18 protein-coding genes and 1 pseudogene are annotated in these 20,112 nt (G+C 69.5%); 8 read left to right on the top strand and 11 right to left on the bottom strand.

From position 1 onward, the window contains the following. Together ACWCQS_RS38835 and ACWCQS_RS38840 are read right to left on the bottom strand one after the other, a co-directional pair. Window positions 1–2,166 (bottom strand): MMPL family transporter, encoded by a 2,166-nt coding sequence (locus tag ACWCQS_RS38835; RefSeq protein WP_451008858.1) that lies wholly within the window; start codon window positions 2,164–2,166, stop codon window positions 1–3. A 348-nt stretch (window positions 2,167–2,514) separates the two neighbouring features. Further along, window positions 2,515–2,928: an alpha/beta hydrolase fold domain-containing protein gene (locus ACWCQS_RS38840; RefSeq protein WP_451008859.1), complete on the bottom strand. Its 414-nt coding sequence runs from the start codon at window positions 2,926–2,928 to the stop codon at window positions 2,515–2,517. A gap of 575 nt (window positions 2,929–3,503) precedes the next feature. Here ACWCQS_RS38840 and ACWCQS_RS38845 point away from each other — a divergent pair. Then, the gene (locus tag ACWCQS_RS38845; RefSeq protein ID WP_451008860.1) at window positions 3,504–3,845 is read left to right on the top strand and encodes a hypothetical protein; all 342 of its coding nucleotides are present in this window, start codon (window positions 3,504–3,506) and stop codon (window positions 3,843–3,845) included. A 7-nt stretch (window positions 3,846–3,852) separates the two neighbouring features. On the opposite strand, the gene ACWCQS_RS38850 is transcribed toward ACWCQS_RS38845, so the two are convergent. Then, window positions 3,853–4,770, bottom strand: a complete 918-nt coding sequence (locus ACWCQS_RS38850) for a LysR family transcriptional regulator (protein ID WP_451008861.1) — start codon at window positions 4,768–4,770, stop codon at window positions 3,853–3,855. Window positions 4,771–4,984: 214 nt separating this feature from the next. On the opposite strand from ACWCQS_RS38850, the gene ACWCQS_RS38855 reads away from it, so the two are divergent. Next, window positions 4,985–5,857, top strand: a complete 873-nt coding sequence (locus ACWCQS_RS38855) for an SDR family oxidoreductase (RefSeq protein WP_451008862.1) — start codon at window positions 4,985–4,987, stop codon at window positions 5,855–5,857. Between the two features lie 63 nt (window positions 5,858–5,920). Then, entirely contained in the window at window positions 5,921–6,913 is a 993-nt protein-coding gene (locus ACWCQS_RS38860) for an alpha/beta fold hydrolase (RefSeq protein WP_451008863.1), read from the top strand. A gap of 50 nt (window positions 6,914–6,963) precedes the next feature. On the opposite strand, the gene ACWCQS_RS38865 is transcribed toward ACWCQS_RS38860, so the two are convergent. Beyond that, entirely contained in the window at window positions 6,964–7,791 is an 828-nt protein-coding gene (locus tag ACWCQS_RS38865; protein ID WP_451008864.1) for an alpha/beta fold hydrolase, read from the bottom strand. A 646-nt stretch (window positions 7,792–8,437) separates the two neighbouring features. Here ACWCQS_RS38865 and ACWCQS_RS38870 point away from each other — a divergent pair. Then, on the top strand, window positions 8,438–8,755 hold the full coding sequence (locus tag ACWCQS_RS38870; RefSeq protein WP_451008865.1) for a hypothetical protein: 318 nt from the start codon (window positions 8,438–8,440) through the stop codon (window positions 8,753–8,755). Window positions 8,756–8,868: 113 nt separating this feature from the next. Beyond that, complete coding sequence (locus ACWCQS_RS38875) at window positions 8,869–9,015, top strand: glutamate synthase-related protein (RefSeq protein WP_451008917.1); 147 nt, start codon at window positions 8,869–8,871, stop codon at window positions 9,013–9,015. 365 nt (window positions 9,016–9,380) lie between these two features. On the opposite strand, the gene ACWCQS_RS38880 is transcribed toward ACWCQS_RS38875, so the two are convergent. From ACWCQS_RS38880 to ACWCQS_RS38895, 4 genes and pseudogenes are all read right to left on the bottom strand, one after another. After that, complete coding sequence (locus tag ACWCQS_RS38880; protein ID WP_451008866.1) at window positions 9,381–9,671, bottom strand: hypothetical protein; 291 nt, start codon at window positions 9,669–9,671, stop codon at window positions 9,381–9,383. Between the two features lie 388 nt (window positions 9,672–10,059). Then, window positions 10,060–10,327 (bottom strand): annotated as a pseudogene (locus tag ACWCQS_RS38885) (IS701 family transposase); the annotation flags it as partial. A gap of 140 nt (window positions 10,328–10,467) precedes the next feature. Further along, entirely contained in the window at window positions 10,468–12,051 is a 1,584-nt protein-coding gene (locus ACWCQS_RS38890; protein ID WP_451008867.1) for an FMN-binding glutamate synthase family protein, read from the bottom strand. 106 nt (window positions 12,052–12,157) lie between these two features. Beyond that, window positions 12,158–12,946, bottom strand: coding sequence for an alpha/beta hydrolase family protein (locus ACWCQS_RS38895; RefSeq protein WP_451008868.1), 789 nt, complete (start codon window positions 12,944–12,946; stop codon window positions 12,158–12,160). A gap of 314 nt (window positions 12,947–13,260) precedes the next feature. Between ACWCQS_RS38895 and ACWCQS_RS38900 the strand changes: the two genes are divergently transcribed. After that, on the top strand, window positions 13,261–13,539 hold the full coding sequence (locus ACWCQS_RS38900) for a hypothetical protein (RefSeq protein WP_451008869.1): 279 nt from the start codon (window positions 13,261–13,263) through the stop codon (window positions 13,537–13,539). Window positions 13,540–13,623: 84 nt separating this feature from the next. Further along, window positions 13,624–14,196 (top strand): hypothetical protein, encoded by a 573-nt coding sequence (locus ACWCQS_RS38905; protein ID WP_451008870.1) that lies wholly within the window; start codon window positions 13,624–13,626, stop codon window positions 14,194–14,196. A 37-nt stretch (window positions 14,197–14,233) separates the two neighbouring features. Here ACWCQS_RS38905 and ACWCQS_RS38910 read toward each other — a convergent pair whose 3' ends face one another. The 3 genes from ACWCQS_RS38910 to ACWCQS_RS38920 all read right to left on the bottom strand — a co-directional run bounded on the left by ACWCQS_RS38910 (window position 14,234) and on the right by ACWCQS_RS38920 (window position 18,415). Further along, the gene (locus ACWCQS_RS38910) at window positions 14,234–14,824 is read right to left on the bottom strand and encodes a malonic semialdehyde reductase (protein ID WP_451008871.1); all 591 of its coding nucleotides are present in this window, start codon (window positions 14,822–14,824) and stop codon (window positions 14,234–14,236) included. A 34-nt stretch (window positions 14,825–14,858) separates the two neighbouring features. Further along, window positions 14,859–15,347, bottom strand: coding sequence for a hypothetical protein (locus ACWCQS_RS38915; RefSeq protein ID WP_451008872.1), 489 nt, complete (start codon window positions 15,345–15,347; stop codon window positions 14,859–14,861). A gap of 212 nt (window positions 15,348–15,559) precedes the next feature. Next, window positions 15,560–18,415, bottom strand: a complete 2,856-nt coding sequence (locus ACWCQS_RS38920; RefSeq protein ID WP_451008873.1) for a helix-turn-helix transcriptional regulator — start codon at window positions 18,413–18,415, stop codon at window positions 15,560–15,562. 158 nt (window positions 18,416–18,573) lie between these two features. On the opposite strand from ACWCQS_RS38920, the gene ACWCQS_RS38925 reads away from it, so the two are divergent. Beyond that, window positions 18,574–20,109, top strand: coding sequence for a 4-hydroxyphenylacetate 3-hydroxylase family protein (locus tag ACWCQS_RS38925; protein ID WP_451008874.1), 1,536 nt, complete (start codon window positions 18,574–18,576; stop codon window positions 20,107–20,109). Window positions 20,110–20,112: the final 3 nt, after the last annotated feature.

Consider the following 20,112-nt stretch of genomic DNA (forward strand, 5'->3'; position numbering starts at 1 on the left):
CTAAGCATCCCCGACGTGCAGCGGAACGGACGTCTCGCCCTCGACTACGACGGCGGGCTCCTTCGCCGGCAGCCGCAGCAGCCGCGCGGCCCGGTCCGGCAGCCACCAGTTCCACTCCCCGAGCAGTGAGACCAGCGCGGGCAGCAGCAGCATCCGGACCACGACCGCGTCCAGAAGCACCCCGAACGCCAGGCCCATGGCGATCTCCCGCACGGTGACGTCGTTGGCGGTGGCCAGCGAGGCGAGCGCGAAGAACAGGATGAGCGCGGCCGAGGTCACCAGGCGGCCGGTGCGGGACACGCCCTCGATGACGGCCTCCCGGGTGGACCGGGTGCGCTCGTACCCCTCGCGGACCCTGGCCAGGATGAACACCTCGTAGTCCATGGACACCCCGAACAGGAACCCGAAGATCAGCACGGGGGCGAGGGCGTCGATCGCGCCGTAGGTGGACGCCCCCCACAGCGCCTTCATGCCGACGCCGTGCTGGAAGACGATGACCAGCAGCCCGTAGGAGGCCGCTACCGACAGCATGTTGAGCAGCACGGCCTTGGCGGGCAGCAGAATCGACCGCATCCCGCGTGCCAGCAGCAGGAAGGTGACCACCGCGACCACCGCGAACAGCAGCGGGAACGAGCCGTAGGTGGCGCTGGTCTCGTCGATCTTCTGCGCTCCCTCGCCGCCGGCCAGCACACCAGGCGGGACGCTGCGGCGGATGTCGTCCAGCGAGGTGCCGCCGTTCGCGCTGCCGACCTCGTGCCGCGGGATGGCGATGACCATTGCGCTGCTCCCGGCGGGCCAGCCGCGCCCCGACGGGGCGACCGCGCCACGAAGGCTGGAGACGGTATCCAGAGCCGCCACGACGGTCCCCGCGTCGGCGGCCTTCGGCACGTACAGCGGCACGGCCGTCAGCGTCCCGGAGGGGAATCCGTCGGCTTCCAGGGTGTGCAGCCCGTCGGTGTAGGCGCCGGCTGTGGCCAGCGCGTGGCTGCTCGGCGTGCTGATGCTGATCGTCGCGGCGGTGGCGGTCAGCGCCGCCAGGATGCCCAGGCCGGCGACGGCCGAGGCCACCCGGTGGCGGATCACGAACGTCGACCAGCCGGTCCAGAACCGGCTGACCGGCCGCCGCCGCGACACCCGCCGCGGCCAGTCCACCCGCGGCCCGATCCTGGACAGCACCGCGGGCAGCAGCGTCAGCGCGACCAGGGTCGCGGTGGAGGGGATGAACAGGCCGGACACGCCGATGCCGCGGACCATCGAGTTGGGGATGACGATCAGCGCGAACAAGCCGAGCGAGGCCACCATCCCGCTGAACCAGACACTGTGCCCGGCCCGCCGCACGGCCGCCCGCACCGCTTCGTCATTGCTCTTGCCGGCCGCGCGCTCCTCGCGCCAGCGGGTGACGACCAGCAGCGAGTAGTCGATCGACAGGCCCAGGCCCAGCAGCGCCACGATGTACTGCACCGCCGGGTGGATCGGCGAAGACGAAGGCATCAGGTACGTGAGGCCGTAGACGAACAGCTGCATCGTCAGCACCGAGATCAGGGCCATGATCAGCGGCAGGAGCGCCAGCAGCGACCCGAACACCCAGGCCAGGACCGCCAGGGCGCCGATCGCCCCGATGATCAGCTCACTGGTGACGCTGGAGTTGCCGCTGCCGGTGGTGTTGCCGGCCTCCAGGGCCCGCAGGCTGGTGCCGTGCACTGCCAGGTCCGGCGCCGCCGCCTTCGCGGCCTGCGTCAGGGCGTCGACCTGCTCGGTGGCCATGTCGTCACCCGGTTTCGGTGGGTAGGCCAGGACGACCGTGCTCGTACCGCCGGTCCCGACCAGCGTCCGGCTGCCGGTCGAGGCGTAGGAGACCACCCGCAGGCTGGGCATCGCCTTGGCGATCCCCGCGTCCACCGCCCTCAGTTCCGTCGCGACCTGCGGCGAGGTCACGGTCTGACCTGGCGGCAGGTCCAGGATCACGACACCGGGGTCCTGGGTCACCCCGCCGAAGCCCTGGGCGATCGCCACGTCGGCGGTGTAGCCCGGGCCGCTGACATGCGTGCCCGGCTGCAACCGGCTCGATAGCGACGGGGCCAGCACCACCCCGGCGACCGTGATCACCAGCCAGCCCAGGCCCACCAGCAGCCGATGGCGGATCACCCACCCGCTCAGCTTCTCCATGTTTCCCTCCCGGTGAACGGCAGCAGCGGCGGCCACTGCCTGTCTCACTCGGCAAGGTAGGGAGAGCTTCCTTACGAGACGCTTTCAGTGCCCCCTGTTCGCCCGTTCAACCCCGCGTCAAGCTTGGTAGAAGGGTCGCGTGGAGCGGGGTGACGGGCCGCCGCTCGATGGCCTGGATGTGGCCGACCTTGTCCCTGTAGAGCCCGACAGCGGTCCTCGTAGAGCCCGACAGCGGTCCTCGCGTGGCCAGGTACGGAGCCGTGACGGGCGCTGCACCGAACTCTCCGCTCGGCGCGGTGGCGCCCATCGGCGGCGAGCTCGCTGCCCCCGGTCCGGCCATCGTCCCGGTCACCGGACAGCCCCGGTGACCGTGGTGGCCAGGAAGTCGGCCACACGCCGCAGTGCGGCCTCCCCCTCGTCCAGCATCCCGGCGAACGCGTCGAACAGGTGCGCCACGCCGAGGGTGACCTCCAGGGTGACGGGTACACCGTCGGCTGCGGCACGGGCCGCGAGTCGGACCGCGTCGTCGAGCAGCAGTTCGTGCGACCCGGCCTGGATCAGCAGCGGGGGGATGCCGCGCAGGTCTGCGAAGACCGGGCTGACCAGGGGATCCGATGGATTCACCGCAGCGGCGTAGTCCTTGGCGCGGACCGCGATCGCCTCCGGGGTGAAAGACAGGCCGACCGCCTGCTTGCTGGTCATGCTCGCGCCGGAGAGGGTCAGGTCCGCGTAGGGGGAGAACAGCACCCCGGCGGCGGGCATCGGCAGGCCTGGTCGCGTGCGACGACCAGCAGCGCCGCTGCCAGGCCCGCGCCGGCGGACTCGCCGCCACGGCGCCGGTCGCCCAGAAGCCGGCGGTCCGGGAGAAGCAGCCGCTGGCCGCGTCGAGAAGGGCGCGGTAGGCGGCCAGCGCGTCATCAAGCGCAGCGGGATAGGGGTGCTAGAGGGCGAGCCGGTAGTCGACCGAGATGACGCGCATACCCGTGCGCCGAGCGCATCCGGGCCGAGCTGCAGCAGCAGTCGGTTCCGGCGAGCCGGAACGCGCGGGCGGCGGTGGCGAGGTGGAAAGCCTCGCCGGAGAAGACGTGCTCCTGGCGGGGCCGTCTCCGTGCTCAGCGGCGCGCTGCTGGCGCGGGTCTTCGAGCAGTCGCCCGGCTCCACCGTGCTCTTCTCGCGCTGGCACCACGTGGTCTTCGCCGACGCCGAGCACGGCCTGGTGGGCCTGCTCGTCCACGGCGGCACACCGCCGCCGCTGCGCACGCGGGTGCTCTTCGAGGAGGGGTACTCGTGCCTGATGTCGAGCCACCACCCCCTCGCCCAGCGGCCCGCGCTGTCGCTTGGGATTACTGGGCTGCGCCCATGTGGTCGTCGATGTCACCGACGGCCGGCAGGGCCACGTCGACCAGCGCCTCGCCTCCCTCGGCAGCCCGAGGCGGGCCGCGGTGACCGTTCCGTACCACGCGGCCTCCGCCGCGGCAGTCCCGGGCACCGCGCGGGTGGCGACCCTGCCGAGCGACTTCGCCGTCCGCCACGTGGTCCCGGGCACCACCAGTGTCATCCCGGCCCCGCAGGAGATCGGCGCGATGCGCTACGCAATCTGCTGGCACCTCCGCCTGGACGACGACGCGGCACACCGCTGGCTCCGCGACACCATCGTCGCGACGATGGGCTCCGCGTGACGCAGGCTCAGACCTCGGCCTCATCGCAGCGCTGGGCGCCGCCGAGGATACTCACGGCATGGGCGCGGAAGGCCGCCACCAGGTGGTTGCGTTCGTGGGCGCGGGTGACCAGCACGACGTGGCTGGGTTCGACGCCGTCGAGCGCAACGGCGGCGAGGTCAGGGCGCAGGGTGTGGCTGGGGACGGAGATAGTGACGGCCTGGCCGCCGGCGACGAGTTCGAACTGGTCGACGGCGGTCTCGATCAGCGGCCCGTCGGGCGCCGGGCGGCCGTCGGGGCGGGGGTCGATCCGCCAGAAGGCGCTGGCCAGCGGGTCGGCTCCGCGTACCTTGGGCAGCGGCTCGTCGGCGATGTCGGCCAGGGTGACCGAGCTGCGGCCGGCCAGCCGGTGGTCCAACGGGACCAACAATACCCGGGGCTCGTCGTAGAGGGCGGTCACGTCAAGGCCGTCGGTGGGGAACGGCAGGCGGGCGGCGACGGCGTCGACTTGGTGGTCCAGCAGCGCGCGGCGCGGTTCGTCGGGCGTCAGTTGCTTGGTCCGCACCTCGGCGTCGGGGTGGCGGCGGCGCAGTTCGCGGACGGCGGGGGTGACGATGATGCCGGGCGTGTGACCGATGGTGATGCGGGCGGGCCGGGTAGCGGACCGGGCGGCGGCCGCGGCGCGTTCGGCGGCGCGCAGCAGCTCCGTGGCCATGGGGAGGAAGGCCTCTCCGGCCTCGGTGAGGTGGTTGCCCTGCGGTGTGCGCTCGAAGAGGCTTACGCCAAGTTGTTGTTCGAGGCGGCGGATCTGACGGCTCAGTGACGGCTGGGTGGTGTGAAGGGCCTCGGCGGCCCGGCCGAAGTGCCGGTACTCGGCCACGACCGTGAAGCACCATGCCAGGTGCAGATCGAGGGCCGGGGCGGAGGATATCGCGGCGTCGGGCACCACCTCAGCGTAGCCCCAGCAACCCTCGCCCACACGGCCTTCCGGGAGCACGAAGGCTACGCGGAGCAGGCCCGATACGCGCAGCGTATCGCCTGCTGCAGAACATTCATTGGACCCGCCCGTGCGGGCGCACGCACAGTGGACTCACCGGCCGGCGAGCGGCACCAGCGCCCCAGGACCGGTCCTCATCCACCTGCCAAGGAGTGCATCAGTCATGCGCGTTTTCGTCACCGGCGCGTCCGGATTCATCGGTTCCGCCGTCGTCGCCGAGCTCACCGGAGCCGGGCACCAGGTCCTCGGGCTCGCCCGCTCCGACGCCTCGGCAGCCGCCCTGACCGCCACCGCTGGAGTCGAGGCCGTCCGCGGCACGATCGAGGACCTCGGCGTCCTGCGTGCCGCCGCGGCCGAGTGCGACGGTGTCATCCACCTCGCGTTCCACCACGACCTGACCCAGCACGAGGAGGCGGCCCGGGCCGAGCTGGCCGCGATCGAGGCCTTCGGCGACGCCCTCGCCGACACGGACCGGCCGCTGGTCATCGCCTCCGGCGGGCCGGTCGGCAGCGAGCGGGACACCCCGCCCGCCTCCGGCAGCCCCCGCATCGCCGGTGCCCGTGCCGCGCTCGCGCTGGCGGAGCGTGGCGTGCGCTCGTCCGTCGTGCGCCTCGCCCCCACCGTCCACGACGCGAACACCTGCGGCATGGTGCAGCGGCTGATCACCACCGCCCGCGACAAGGGCTTCTCCGGCTACCTCGGCGACGGAGCCAACCGCTGGCCCTCGGTACACCGCCTCGACGCCGCACGCCTGTTCCGCCTCGCGCTGGAGAGCGCGCCGGCGGGATCGGTCCTGCACGGCGTCGGCGAGGAGGGCGTCACGATCCGGGCGATCGCCGAGGCCATCGGGCGCCGCCTGGACCTCCCGGTCAAGGCAGTCCCCGCCGAGGACGCCGCCGCCCACTTCGGGTTCCTGGCCCGCATCCTCGGCAACGACATGACCGCCTCCAACACCCTGACCCGCGAGCTGCTGGGCTGGCAGCCCATCCACCCGGGGCTCCTGGAGGACCTTGAGCTGGGCCTCTACTTCGACTGAGGGTCCGGCCGGACACCCGGCGCAGGCCGCCCGACACACGGCCCACGGAGAGGAACCAGACCCATGCCGCACTACGGCCCCGACAACCCTGACGCCACCTACGTCCCGCACGCCTACCTGCAGGCGAGGTTCGACACCGGCGAGATCATGCTGAACCACGCCACGACCGGCTCGACGGACAAGCCGGCGCTGGTGCTCATCCCGCCACAGGCGACCTCCTGGTGGAGCTACGAGGCGGCGATGAAGCTCCTCGCCGACGACTTCGAGGTCTTCGCCGTGGACCCGCGCGGCCAAGGGCGCTCCACCTGGACCCCCGGCCGCTACACGGTCGACAACATGGGCAACGACCTGGCCCGGTTCCTCATCGGACACGTCCACCGCCCGGCCATCGTCGCAGGAAACTCCTCCGGCGGACTGATCGCCGCATGGCTCGCCGCGTACGCGCCACCCGGTACCGTCCGCGGCGCCTACCTGGAGGACGCGCCGCTGTTCTCCGCGGAGATCAGGCCGCCTTACGGCCAGGGCACCAGCCAGGTCGTCGGCCCGATGCACCGGCTCATCAGCACCTACCTGGGCGACCAGTGGTCGGTCGGCGACTGGCACGGATTCCTCGCGGCGCTCCCGCGCGAGCTGCCGCCCGCGCTGCTCCGCGCCCTGGCGGAGATGTCCGGCCCCTCAGGCGACGGCTCGGGCGAGCGGTCGGGCGGCTACTTCGGCGGTGACGAGCCGCCGCAGAGCATGAGGGAGTACGACCCGGAGTGGGCGCGCGCCTTCTGGACCGGTTCGGCCACCGCCTCCAACGACCACGCCCGCATGCTCGCCGCGGTGAAGGTCCCGGTCCTGTTCGCCCACCACAACCGCAAGGTGGACGAGGAGACCGGAACCCTCCTGGGAGCCGTCTCCGACCTCCAGGCCGCCCAGGTGTGCCGGATCGTCACCCAGGCCGGGCAGCGATGCGACTACCGCTCCTTCCCCGATGCCGCCCACGCCATGCACGCGAGCGATCCGCAGCTGTACGTCAAGACCCTGCGGGACTGGGCGTCGACGCTCGACTGACAGGCGGGTGGAGCGGCCCCGCCTCGAGGGCCGGCTCGGCCGGGGCCGACTCACTCCCCGTCGGGCTTGACCTCAGTGTCGACGAAGTCGCCGATGGCGGCGAAGACCGCGCCGGGCTGCTCGATGTGGGGGAAGTGCCCCGCCTCGGGGATCGGGGCGAAGGTGGCGCGGGGGAAGGAGTCGGCCAGGGCGCGTCCGTAGTCCAGCGGCACGATGCCGTCCTGCTCGCCGGCGAGCACCAGGACCGGGACGGTGACGCGGTGCAGGCGGCCGCGGAGCTTGGGGTCGTGACAGAAGGGGTCGCCTGCGTAGACGGCCAGGGTGCGCTGGTTGGCGGCCATGACCGCCTTCTGCTCGTCGCTGAGTGCGGCGGGGTCGGGGCGCAAGTCGGGGTTGTGGAAGGCGAGTTCACCGGTGCGTACCGGGCCGAGGTCGGCGGGGTTGGCGATGGTCAGCGGGGGTTCGGGGGTGATACCGGTCGAGCCGAGGAGGACCAGCGCGCTGATCCTGCTTCCGGTGTCGCGCAGCGCCATCTCGGCGGCGATCCAGCCGCCTACCGAGCTGCCGGCGACCATGACGCCGTGCAGGCCAAGCTCGTCGAGCAGGTCGAGGTAGGAGGAGGGGAGGTCGGCGACAGTGTCGAGGCCATCGGGACGGGCGGTGCCGTCGAGGGTGGCGGGACGCACGACAATCGACGGTGCCGCGAAGTGCTCACGCAGGTGGTCGGCCGCGCGCACTAGATCGTCGGAGCTGAACCTGCTGCCGGCGAAGTCGCCCCGGGCTCCTCGATGCCGGCGAGATTCGCATTGAGGACCGCGATTCCGTGTCCGGCCAGCTCCCGGCGGATCCGGGCGGCCGCCAACCAGTCCCTGCCGCACGTAAAAAGAAGGGGGCGAATACGGCGTACGCCCAAGGCGTCCCCTCAGGAAGGCCCAGGCGAGCCTCGGGAGCGCTGTCCATCAGTGCGTGCAGGCATGCTGCAGTACGAGAACAAGGCTGACACCGAGGACGAGTGCGATCACTCCCAGGACCATCACTTTCGTCTGATCGCTCATCTGCGGCCGTTCATCCGTGCGGAGGGCTCGGTTCCTACCGGCGACTCGAAGTCCTTGACGGCCCGGACAGCGAGCTGGCCGTCGCCCGCACTGCAGGCCCGCAAGAGCTGCCGGACACACCCGACATCCGCGCGGGCGAGGGGAACGTGGCTACTGGTTTTCTGCCTGGCCAGAATGGCACGGCAAGGAACTGAGGCGCATCACATGATCTGGTGATCGGTCCGGCCATTCCCTCCCTTGTCACAGGTAACTCCTCCTTACTGGTGACCGTGCGTTGGCGACGGGATACTCGACGGCGCGCACAGGAATCGCCCTGAGTCGATCTTTCTGCGGTCAAGCCCGAAAGGGACGCCTCGAAGAAGGGCGGCGAGTCGCACGCCGACCAATCACTCGATCATGCGATGCTCCCCGCCCTTTTCCGATCCATAGTGATTCCTGTTAGCGATCGATAAAACAAGGAGAAATGATCATGGAAAAGCTCGCACATCGCATCGGGATCGCGACTGCGTCTCTTGCAGTCGCCGCAGGTGCTCTCTTCGCTTCCAGCGGTTCGGCGAGTGCGGCCGCTTTCCCGGCGGACACGCCCACCCCCGCCCAGTCAGGTGTGGTTGCGGGGACGGGAGCCACCGGCTGGAACCACGGCGGGTACGGCGGAGTCAGGAGTGAGGGCTACCGCCACCACGGGAAGCCCTCGGACGGGCACTGCGGCCGCTACGCCTACGACCGCTTCGACCGCTTCTACCCCTGGGTCTGGGACCAGCTCACGGAGCTCGGACACGTCAACTGACCCGGGGTGTCCGTCAACGCGAACTCCCCGCCCCAGCATCACAGTCCGAGCAACCGGCAGCGCCAAAAGCCGCCCAGCCCTCCGCCCCTCGCCGTCGAACGCATCCAGCGCATATCTGCCACACCAACACCTGCCCCGTCGGCCTCGCCACCCAGGACCCGCGCCGCGCCAGCGCATCGAACATCCACGAAACATCGGCTCGAGTCCACCGCTTCCAGTCCGCCACGGCGCAAGATCATCGCTTCGCCGGCCGCATGTGAACCCGCTGATTGTGCCAGCGCACGCTGCGCCGGCGTGTAGACCTGGTGAGAGCATCACCCTGCGTCATTAGATCTGTCGCGATGCCCACAAAGAGCTCCGCGCCAGGAGTGCTGACTGTACAAGGACCGCTCACTAGATTATGCGATGCACAGCGAACACTGATGGTGTTGGTATTTAGTTCCTGATAGAAGCCGGGGTGTTTTGCACGATGAGCGGTATTGACAGTGCCCTGAGCTCTACGCCAGCCGAGTCCCAACCTTCCTCGTCTTGTCACACGCGCATCCCGGAGTGCGCCACCACCGATCTCGACTCTCCGAAGTATGAGCCAGGCCAAACATTCACAGACGGACTGGAGCCCTGGCTTTCAGCGTGGCTGGCAATCGGCCAGGAGAATCACTGACATGAAATGCCATTCACCCATCCCCTCGTTGAAGCTGATGAGCCGACAATGATTGACACCGTCATCTGGTTGATCGGATTCCGCTACCACGTTGCCCCCGATCGTATAATTCGGTGCTTCTACCTGGTCGACAACGCCAGGGACCAGCAACAGGCTCGGCGGATCGCCGCCGAACGGGCAGAGACACCCGCCGAACGTGGACGACGCAAGCACCTCATTCTTGACCAGGCTTGGGCCGAAATACGGTGCCTGCACTGTGACTCCATCGGCAGATGGAAATTTGAGCTCGTGGAGTATTCCCGCTGAACGTCGTCCGCCACGGCCCAGCATGGCAGCGCCAAAGCGGGCATGGTGTAGTAGCGGTGAGTCAGTCAGAACTGGGGAGCGTAGCGAGGGTCTGGCATGGGTGGGACGGTCTTGGACGGGCCGTCCCACCAACGTGTGTCCGCGCCGCATCTAGTGACAGCGGCGGGCGCGTACTTGGTGGCGACGCCGCCATCCGGACCAGTTCACCGCGTGGTCGCGGCATGCAGGAGGGTGGCGGGCTTCAGCTGCCAGCAGACGACGGATTTCAGCTGGTGTGAGGTCCACGAGGTCGGGTGCGTCGGCCGGGTCACCCCATTTTCTCGCTTCTGGACGGCCCTCACCGTGAGGAACGCGTGGGCGAGCATGGTGAGCGTGATGTGCCGGCACCATCCCATGTAGCGGCGGACCTCGTACTTCTACGACGGTGGCCGCCAGCGGGGCGCAGGCGAGGTAGTACGCGATTTCGTCGGGCTCGCTCATGCTGCGGCGGGCTAGCATCCGCCGCTGCCGGGTCGGCTCGTCGCCTCGAACTCCCACACTGCGGGCAAGCGGGCGGCTGCCCAGTCGTAGAACCGTTCACCCTTGGCTCCCGCACCCGCCGACAGATGCTGCCGTGCCTCGGGCGGGGCCGGGCGAGGGCGTGGTCGATGCGCGGGCCGTGCACGGCTGCGACTTGGGCACGGCGAAGAGCGGTGGGGTGCCGGCGTCGATGGCGCACCCCGCCCGCTCACCGCGGCGAGACCAGTCAAGCGGCGAAACGATCAGGATCGGCGGCCTTCCAGTCCACCGCCCAGGACTCCGGCGGCTCGATCAGCAACTGCCCCGGGTCCAGCCATTCATAGAGCTCCGCGTAGGAGCGGACCGTGACCGGATCCACGCGCCGGCGCAGCATGTGCGGGCGCAGCTCGGCCGGTCCGTTCACGCCCAGTGAGGCGATGATCTTCAGGGAGCTGTTCACGGTGGCGGACTGGAAGCGCTGGACCCGGATCGACTTGTCGTCGACGTGCAACGCGCGGGCGCGGCGCGGGTCTTGTGTGGCGACTCCGGCGGGGCAGGTGTTGGTGTGGCAGCTCTGCGCCTGGATGCAGCCGATCGCGAACATCATGGCGCGAGCCGCATTGGTGAAGTCGGCGCCCTGCACCATGCGCTTGACGATGTCGGCCCCGGTGGCCACCTTGCCGCTGGCGCCGATCCTGATCCGGTCCCGCAGGCCGGCGCCGACCAGAGCGTTGTGGACCGTGATGAGGCCCTCGGTGAGGGGGCTGCCCAGATGGTCGGCGAACTCCAGTGGGGCGGCTCCGGTGCCGCCCTCCGCTCCGTCGACGATGATGAAATCGGGCGCGGTGCCCTCCTCGATCATGGCCTTGCACACGGCCAGGAACTCACGCCGGGAGCCCACACAGAGCTTGAAGCCGACCGGCTTGCCCCCGGACAGCTCGCGCATTTCGGCGATGAATCGGATCAGTTCCCGTGGGGTGCTGAAAACCTCGTGGTACGGGGGCGAGATGACGGTCCGCCCCTCGGGGACTTCGCGTACCCGGGCTATCTCGGCGGTGACCTTCTCCCCGGGCAGCACTCCTCCGATGCCGGGTTTGGCTCCCTGGGACAGCTTCAGCGACACGCACTTCACGCTGTCGTGAGCAGCCTTTTCCGCGAACCGCGCCCGGTCGAAACGGCCGTCCTCGGTGCGGCAGCCGAAGTATCCGGTACCGATCTCCCACACCAGGTCGCCACCGTGCCGCAGATGGTATTCCGACAGGCCGCCCTCACCCGTGTCGTGTGCGAAGCCCCCGAGGGCGGCGCCCTGGTTCAGGGCGAGGATGGCGTTGGCGGACAGCGAGCCGAAACTCATCGCCGAGACATTGAACAGGGCCATGTCGTAGGGCTTGGTGCAGTCCGGACCACCGATGCGGACCCTCGGCTGCTCCGCCGGCACCGGGCGTGGCCTCATCGACGACTCGAAGTACTCGTAGCCTTCGGCATAGACGTTCCGTTCGGTCCCGAACGCTTGCTCCGCTTCCAAGCCCTTGGCGCGCTGATAGACGAGACTGCGCACATCCCGGTCGTAGGGACGGCCGTCGTAATTGCGCTCAATGAAATACTGCTGCAACTCCGGCCGGATCGACTCCAGCATGAAGCGCACATGTCCCAGCACAGGGTAGTTGCGCAGCACCGAGTGGCGCTTTTGGAGGAGATCGTAGGTACCCACGCCCGCCAACGCCGCGCACAGCACGGCGGCTGGCCACCACCAGGGAGATACGGTCGCCGCGAAGGATCCGAATGCGACTGCGAGGACTCCAATAAATGCGATCGATGCAATTCTAATCACGTGCGAAACCTACTCCTGTCCCAGTAGCGTCACAATGTCTGCATGATGCGATGTACGGCACATTCGGCGCACGGAAGTCCTATCGGCTCGGGGCATGCGAATTCCGTCACGCCGGCCCGGCCTGGACCGAATCGCGGGCGTAACGGCCCGCCCACGCGGCCAGCAGCGTCGCGACATAGCGGGCGTCGGCACGATCGGTGAGCAGATGGTCGGCACCGTCGATCGCGACGAAGGACTTGGGGTGCCGTGCGGCCTCGAGGATCTGCTGGGCGTTCTCCACACCCACCGTCTCGTCGATCGGCGAGTGCAGCACCAGGAGCGCGTGACGCAGCCGGCGGATGCGCTCGGCCTGAGGCTGCGCGGCGATGTCGTCGAGGAACTCCCGACGGATGTGGAACACGCGGCCTCCGAGACGCACCTCGGCCTCCCCGTGCCGCTCGATCTCCTCCCGCCTGCCGCCGAAAGTGCGCACGACGTGCTCCGGCTCCGCAGGCGCACCGATCGTGGCCACCGCCGCCGTCTCGGGTATCCGGTGCGCGGCGGCCAGCACGGCTGCGCCGCCCAGCGAATGCCCGATGAGGAGCGACGGTGCCGTGAAGTTCTCGCGCAAGTGGTCGGCGGCGCGCACGAGATCGTCCACATCGGAGCTGAATGTACTGTCGGCGAAGTCACCCCCGGACTCGCCGATGCCGGTGAAGTCCACACTGAGGACCGCGATTCCGCGTTCGGCCAGCTCCCGGCAGATCCGAGCGGCCGCCATCCAGTCCTTGCCGCATGTGAAGCAGGGGGCGAATACGGCGTACGCCCAAGGCGTCCCCTCCGGCAGGTCCAGGCGCGCCACGAGCGGGACGCCCTGCGAGCCTACGAACTCGATTTTGCTACTGCGCCTGGACATCCCGGCCCTCCACGCCCCCGACCCCGATCTGGTTTCGTGTGCCACTTTTCTTCGGCAGACGACCGCCGAGTCAAGAAAACTCGAGCGATATCAGCTCTCTGGGCAGAGTAGACCGGAAAGGAACTGAGAACATCGCACAATCTAGCGATTCATGTGACTACCAAGTCTCGACTCAAGCCCAGAATACATACCTGCAGCACGGGCCCACCTGGGCAGCAGTCAATCACCAGATCATGCGATGCACTACGCACCTTCCTGATCGAAACTGGCCGTGTTGACAGTTTCTACTCTCCGGAAACCAGGGGATGATTGTTTTGCGCACCAAGAACAAGCTCGTACGGCGTATAGCCACCACCGCCGCCGCTCTGGCATTCGCCGGAGGCACCCTCCTCGTCGCCGGGGGTTCCGCGAACGCGGCTGCTCTTCCGGCCGACGCACGCGTCCCCGCCCGAGCGGGTGCGGTGGCCGAGACGGGAACCGTCGGTGGGCACCACGACGGACATCGCGGACACGTCTGGGACTGTTCCACGTACGACCGCTTCTACCCGTGGATCTGGGAGCAGCTGGAGACGTTCGGGTTGGCACGCCCGTAGTGGGTGACACCGGCATCGCCCGCGGCCCGAGAGGTTCAGGGGCACACCGCGGGAATATCCGGAACGACGTATACGGCTGTGCCCATGTGGAATCCGGGAAACCTGCCGGTGTCGGAGGAAGTGCGCGAGGACGGACCACAAGTGATCAAGGAACATACCGGCCACCGCGGCCTCGCGCCGGACCGCCGGAGAAAGCACACCGCTGAGCTGCTCGCCACGTGCGCCGCCTGTCTCATACCCTGGACCGTGATGCTGGGTCTGACGCTGCCGTCGTCCCACCACGTGCACCAGTGGCGCCTGACCTGGGTCGGATTCGACGTGCTGCTCATCATCGCGTTGGCGTCCACGGCGTTCCTGGCCTGGCGGCGCAGCCGTTCGGTCATTCTGTACGCGCACGCCACAGCAGTCCTGCTGATCTGCGACACCTGGTTCGACATCTCGCTCGATGTCGGAACTGAGGACGTCTGGATGGCGGGGGGCCTTGCCCTGGCCACCGAACTGCCGCTCGCCGCCTTCCTCATCCACCGGGCACACTCCCTGATCGCCCTGCTGCCATGGCCGCCCGCGCACACCGCCATCGGCGACACCGCCGGGAGCCGGACGGAACCGGTCCCGGAGGGGGAGACCCTCCCCCCGGGCCTGCGGACGCGTGGATGACCGGAGGGGTTCCGGAGCTCAGACGCCTGGCAGTGGATCAGACGGTCGTGACCACTTGGGCGTACGTCAGGCGTGGGGAGCGCGGGAACCAGGCATTCTCGCCCGGCCTGCCGATGTTGACGACGGCGAGAACCGAATGCTCGCCGTCGCTGAAGAACTCCTTGTCGATGTCCTCGGCGTCGAAGCCGGTCATCGGTCCCGCGGCCAGGCCGGCCGCGCGGACGCCGATGATGAAGTAGCCGACCTGGAGCAGCGCATTGAGCCTTGCGGAACGCTCACGCACCGCACGCTCGGCGAAGAGATCCCTTGCCTGCGGGAAGTGGGGGAACTGGCTCGGCAGTTCCTCGTGGAACTCATTGTCCGCGGCGAGGATGGCGACGAGAGGGGCGGCCGCGGTCTTCTTACGGTTTCCCTCGGACAGGTGTCCGGTCAGGCGTTCACGCGCCTCGGCGGAACGAACCAGCACGATCCGCAGCGGCTGCTGGTTCATGCTGGTGGGACCGTACTTGACCAGTTCGTAGACGGCCTTCACCTGGTCGTCCGTCACCGGGTCGTCGGTGAAGGTGTTGGCGGTACGAGCCTCCCGGAACAAAAGGTCCTGGGCTGCGGGGTCGAGTGCGAGTGACATGGTGAACCTCTTACTGCGTGTGCGGCTTTGGCATCTAGGTGGTTCGGCGAACTGAGAAACAGAGGAACTGGGCGCTGACAGCAAGCAGATAGACGGCCGTCGTGGTCGTCCCGACGAGCCCCCACAGGAGGGGACCGGAACAGCACCATGCGAGCAACAGGCTGACCAGCGCAGCGAGAGCCGCCATGGGCAGATGGAAGGCGGCCCATATCCACGTGCCGGCCGGGGCGGACCTCTCCGGCTTCATGGGGGAGCCGCCGTACGCGACGGCACCCAGCCCGACGAAGGCGAGCGTCGCACCGGCGAGGAGTGCCAGGACTTCGGCCGTCCCTGGGGCGCCCCGATCGGACGACGTCACGGCGGTGGCGGTCCACAGCGCCAGGGTGTATCCGTGCGGGGCCGCGCTCGCGGCCACGGCTGCACGGAGCTGGCCGCGGTATCCGCGTCCGGCGACCGCGCCGGTGCCGACCGACCCGGGCCGCGGTTGACCATCCGTCCGCGACACGGGGGAAAGTCCTCCCACGCCGGTACTCCTTCTCGAGCGCTTGGTACGCGGCGCGGTCTGCGCCAGGGGAACGACCCGGTCGGTCTCCGGGCTCAGCCGTCCGCATGTGATCGGATCGCTGACGGCACCGTGCCTGTGGCGCCGTCGCGACCAGGATCACCTGTACGTCAGCCGCCTGCATCGCCCATTCACGGGATCCTCGCCGCCGCGCCCCCCGCCGCAGGCGTCGCTCAGTCCGCCCCGTCGGCGATGCCGCCCCGTTCGATCGCCAGCCGGGTCAGTTCGACTCGTGTGTTGATGCCGAGCTTGGTGAAGATGTGCTTCATATGCGTGTTGACGGTGTGCACGGACACGTAGAGCCGGTCGGCGATGGCCCGGTTGGTGAGGCCCTCCACGACGAGCGGGATGAGCTTCCGCTCGGATTCGGTCAGGCTCTCCCATCCCGCGGCGCCCGTCGTGTGGTGCCGTGGGGCAGCTGTGCGCACGCCGAACTGTCTGAGGCGCCGCATGATCCGTTCGTGATCGCGCAGGGCTCCGCATGCCGACGCCAGCTCACCCGCCTCTTCGAAATACGGGATCGCCGACGTGCTGTCGCCCGACGCGGCCACGAGGTCCCCGAGGTCCTCGCAGACCGCGGCCAGGGCCAGCCGCCTGCCGGTGCTCCGGTAACCGGTGACGGCGGACGCCAGTGCGCCCCGGTCGTGGTGGAGCAGGCCGTCCACATGGGCACGGACCGTCCCGACGATCTGCTGGCCGCCGTCCTGTGCGGCCAGGATGCGCAATGCGCCGGACACGGCCTGCGCGAGCGAGGGGTCCTCGCCGCGGAGCGCCATGCGCACGATCCCGGGCCAGTGGGACGGCGGCACCGCAAGCAGGCGTGCCGGCTCGGCGTCCGTGAAGCTGCCGCCCATCGCCGCTGCCGCTGCGGTGTCCCGGCCCTCCGCGTCGGCCAGGCAGGCGCGTGCGAGCGACACCCACAGGCCGAACCGCTGGGTGCTCGTGCCGGATCCGGCTTCGGCGGCGCGGAGATGGTCCCTGGCTTTGGCGAGGTCACCGCGTCTGATCTCCACCAATGCCAGGACGGAGCGGGCCTGCGGATTCGGCTGGGTGATCTCGAGTTCGTCGGCCACCATCAGACTGGACTCGGCCTCCACGGCCGCGTCGTCCAGCGCCCCCTGTTCGAACAGCGCGCAGGCACGGCTCGCATGCCAGTGGGGAAGCGACCAGCCCAGGCCCAGCGTCTCCGCTTCGCGCTGCCCCTCCCGCAGCACCTGCTCGGTGTCCGCGAGCCGGTCGGTGGCGGTCAGCACCGTGGCCAGCCACAGCGCGGGAATCCGCGGAGGCCGCAGGTAGAGTACGCCGGACTCCGTGCCGGCGGCGCGTGCCGTGGCCTCCTCGGCGAGCTCAAGGGCGCGGGCCAGGCGCCCACGGTAGAAGAACGTCTGCGACTGGAACACCATGGCGCTGACGACGACGGCCGGGTCTTCGCTGCGGTAGGAGGCCTCGACCAGTCCGATGTCGGTCTGCTCGGCAGCGGTGATGTCCCCGAGGTACACGTGGCCCGTCGCCTTGGTCTTCAGCAGCCTGATTCGCAGGTCAGTCGGCAGCCCGGGAAGGACCAGAGCCTGCTGGAGGTGTGTCATCGCTGCGGCATCGTCGCCCGCGGCCTGGTGGATCTCGGCAGCCACCAGGCGCAGACGCGCCTCCTGCACCGGCTCCAGCCGGTCCGACAGGGTCGCGTCGACCAGGTCGAGCGCCTGGTGCACCCGGCGGGTCCGGCCGAGGTACTCCGCGGCGTCGGTCAGCAGGGCGATGCGCCGCCGGTCGTGCAGGGGCAGCAGTCCGGCGATCTGCTGAGCCAGGTCCGCAGCCGCGTCAGGGGCCGACGAGGACAGTTCCCGTACCGCGGTGGTCAATGTGGTCACGGCGTCGTCGTCCACCGGGCCGCCCGACAGGACGACGTGCCAGGCCACCTCGGCCGATCGTGCCCCGATGCCCCGCAGAATGTCGGCGGCCTCCCGGTGCAGAGCGGTCCGTACGGCCGGCGCCAGATTCTCGTGGACGGCCTGCCGCATGAGGTCGTGGCGGAACGCCAGTCGCGGCCCGTCGCCGGAGAGCAGACCGGCGTTCAGGGCCGCCTCGACGCCCGACAGCAGGCTGCCGACCTGCCTGCCGAGCATGCGCGCGGCCGTACCGAGGTCGAACTCCCGACCGAGGACGGACCCGATCTGGAGGAGGCGCACGGCATCCTCCGGGAGCCGGTCCAGACGCGCGGCGACGCTCCGCCGGAAACCGACGGGGATGCCGTCGTGCAGCAGGCTCGCCACGCCCGCCTCCACTTTGACGGCGTCCGTGTCGACGAAGGCGCGCACCAGTTCGATCGCCAGGAACGGATTGCCCCCGACGCCCCGCAGGAGCCGGGCCAGACCGGGTGACGGTTTCGCCCCGAGGACGTCGGCCGCGATGTGCTGCAGCTCCTGCTGCGGCAGGGGACCGAGGGTCAGCCACCGGGCTCCGAGGCGTTCGAGGTCCTCCCGCACCCTCGCAACGGTCGGCCGCTCGGTCTCCGACCGTACCGCCAGCACCCACAGGATCCGCGAAGCCGCCAGTCGCCGGGGCAGGGTGCGCAGCACCAGGAGCGTGGCCGGATCCGCCCACTGCGCATCGTCCACCAGCACGGCCACCGGGGCGCGCTGGGCACGCTCCTCGAGAGCGTCCGTGATGCTGTCCAGCAGCCACAGCCGCTGATCGTCGGTGGCCGCGGCCGCTCGTTCGGAACCGTCGGAGAACTGCAGGGCGGACTGCAGGGCGGCTCCGGCGGCGTACTGGTCGAGCTCGTCGGCCCGTACGGACACCACGTCGAACCCGGACCGCCGTGCCATGTCGTCCAGCTCCGCCAGCAGCCGGCTCTTGCCGACGCCGGGTGCGCCTTCCACGACGACGCAGGCACCCCGCCCGGCACGCACCGCGCCCAGGGCCTCACGGACAGCCGCCATCTCGCGGCCCCGTCCCCTGAGGCGCAGGCCGTTCACGGCCCGGTGCCCACGCCCACCGGGCCGGTCACCCACGGGGTCTGTGCTGCGCATGGGGCCAGCATGCCGCACGGCCACATCGCCCTCAACGCCGGTTCATGTGTGCCCGGCGCTTTCACCCGGGTGATTGCCGGTTCCGTGCCGTCCGCTCACCCCGCCACGACACATCCTTCGGGGCGTCCAGATCTCTTGCCCCCCGAGAGGAGCACGACGTGCGTACAGGCAAGGAATACCTCGCGGCACTGAACGACGGCCGCACGGTGTGGGTGGGTGACGAACTCGTCGACGACGTGTCCACGCACCCCAAGACCAGGGCGTACGCCCGGAGCATCGCGGACTTCTACGACCTGCACCACCGTCCCGACCTCCAGGACGTCATGACGTTCCTGGACGAGGACGGTGTCCGGCGGTCCATGACATGGTTCCAGCACCGCTCCAAGGAGGACCTGCTGCGCAAGCGGCGCTACCTGGAGACGGTGCAGCGGGAACTGGGCGGCGGTGCGATCCCGCGCACGCCGGACGTCAACAACTACGTCCTGCTGACCTACGTCGACGACCCCGAGCCCTGGAGCAGCCAGTCCGTCGGGACCGACGGGCGGGACCTCACCGGTGGGATCCTCGACTTCTGGAACGTGATGCGGGACGGCGACCTCAACGCGACGCCGGCCTTCGTCGACCCGCAGGCGGACCGCTCGCGCGATTCGGCACAGGCCATCTCCCCCGCACTGCGGGTGGTCGCCACCTCGGACGAGGGCATCACCGTGCGGGGTGTGAAGTCGATCAGCACCGGCGCGGCCTTCGGGGACTGGATCCACATCGGCGTCTTCTACCGCCCCGGCATCGTGTCGGAGCAGATCATCTACGGGGCGGTGAAGCCCAACACCCCCGGGGTCACCATCATCTGCCGCGAGAGCAACGTCCGCGACGGCGAGGAGGTGGAGCACCCGCTCGCCTCGCAGGGTGACGAGCTGGACAGCATCATCGTGTTCGAGGACGTGCTCATCCCCTGGAACCGGGTCTTCCACATCGGCAACCCCGAGCACGCCTCGCTGTACCCGCAGCGCGTCTTCGACTGGTTGCACTACCACTCGCTGGTGCGTGCCATGGTCAAGGCCGAGCTGATGCTCGGTCTGGCCCTGCTGATCACCGAGCACATCGGCACCTACCAACTGCCGCCCGTCCAGGCGCGGATCGCCCGGTTCGCCGGCTTCCTCCAGACGCTCAAGGCGCATGTGATCGCCTCGGAGGACGAAGGCTTCTTCACTCCCGGCGGCATCTACAAGCCGAACGTCCTGATGTTCGACTTCGGGCGGGCGTACTACATCGAGCACATCACCGACCTGACCCACGAGCTCATCGACCTGTCCGGTCGTGCCGCGCTCATCTATCCCACCGAGGGGCAGTGGGAGCGGCCCGAACTGCGGCCGTGGCTGACGGCGCTGCAGACCGGACCGGTCGGCAGGCCGCACGACCGGCTGAAGATCAGCCGGGTGATCCGCGACATGTTCCTGTCCGACTGGGGCGACCGCATCAGCACCTTCGAGAACTTCAACGGCACGCCCCTGCTGGCCATCCGAAGCCTCACAATGAAACGTGCCGAGATGTCCCCCACCGGCAGCATGGCGGACCTCGCGCGCAAGGTCTGCGGCATCGAGAGCGTGAGCAACGACGGGGAGCAGGAGACCGCGTACCTGGCCCAGGCGGACTACGCCCGACGTCAGGACGCCTCTCGTCAGAACGCCTCGTAGCAG

It is taken from the genome of Streptomyces sp. NPDC002076 (assembly GCF_053593835.1).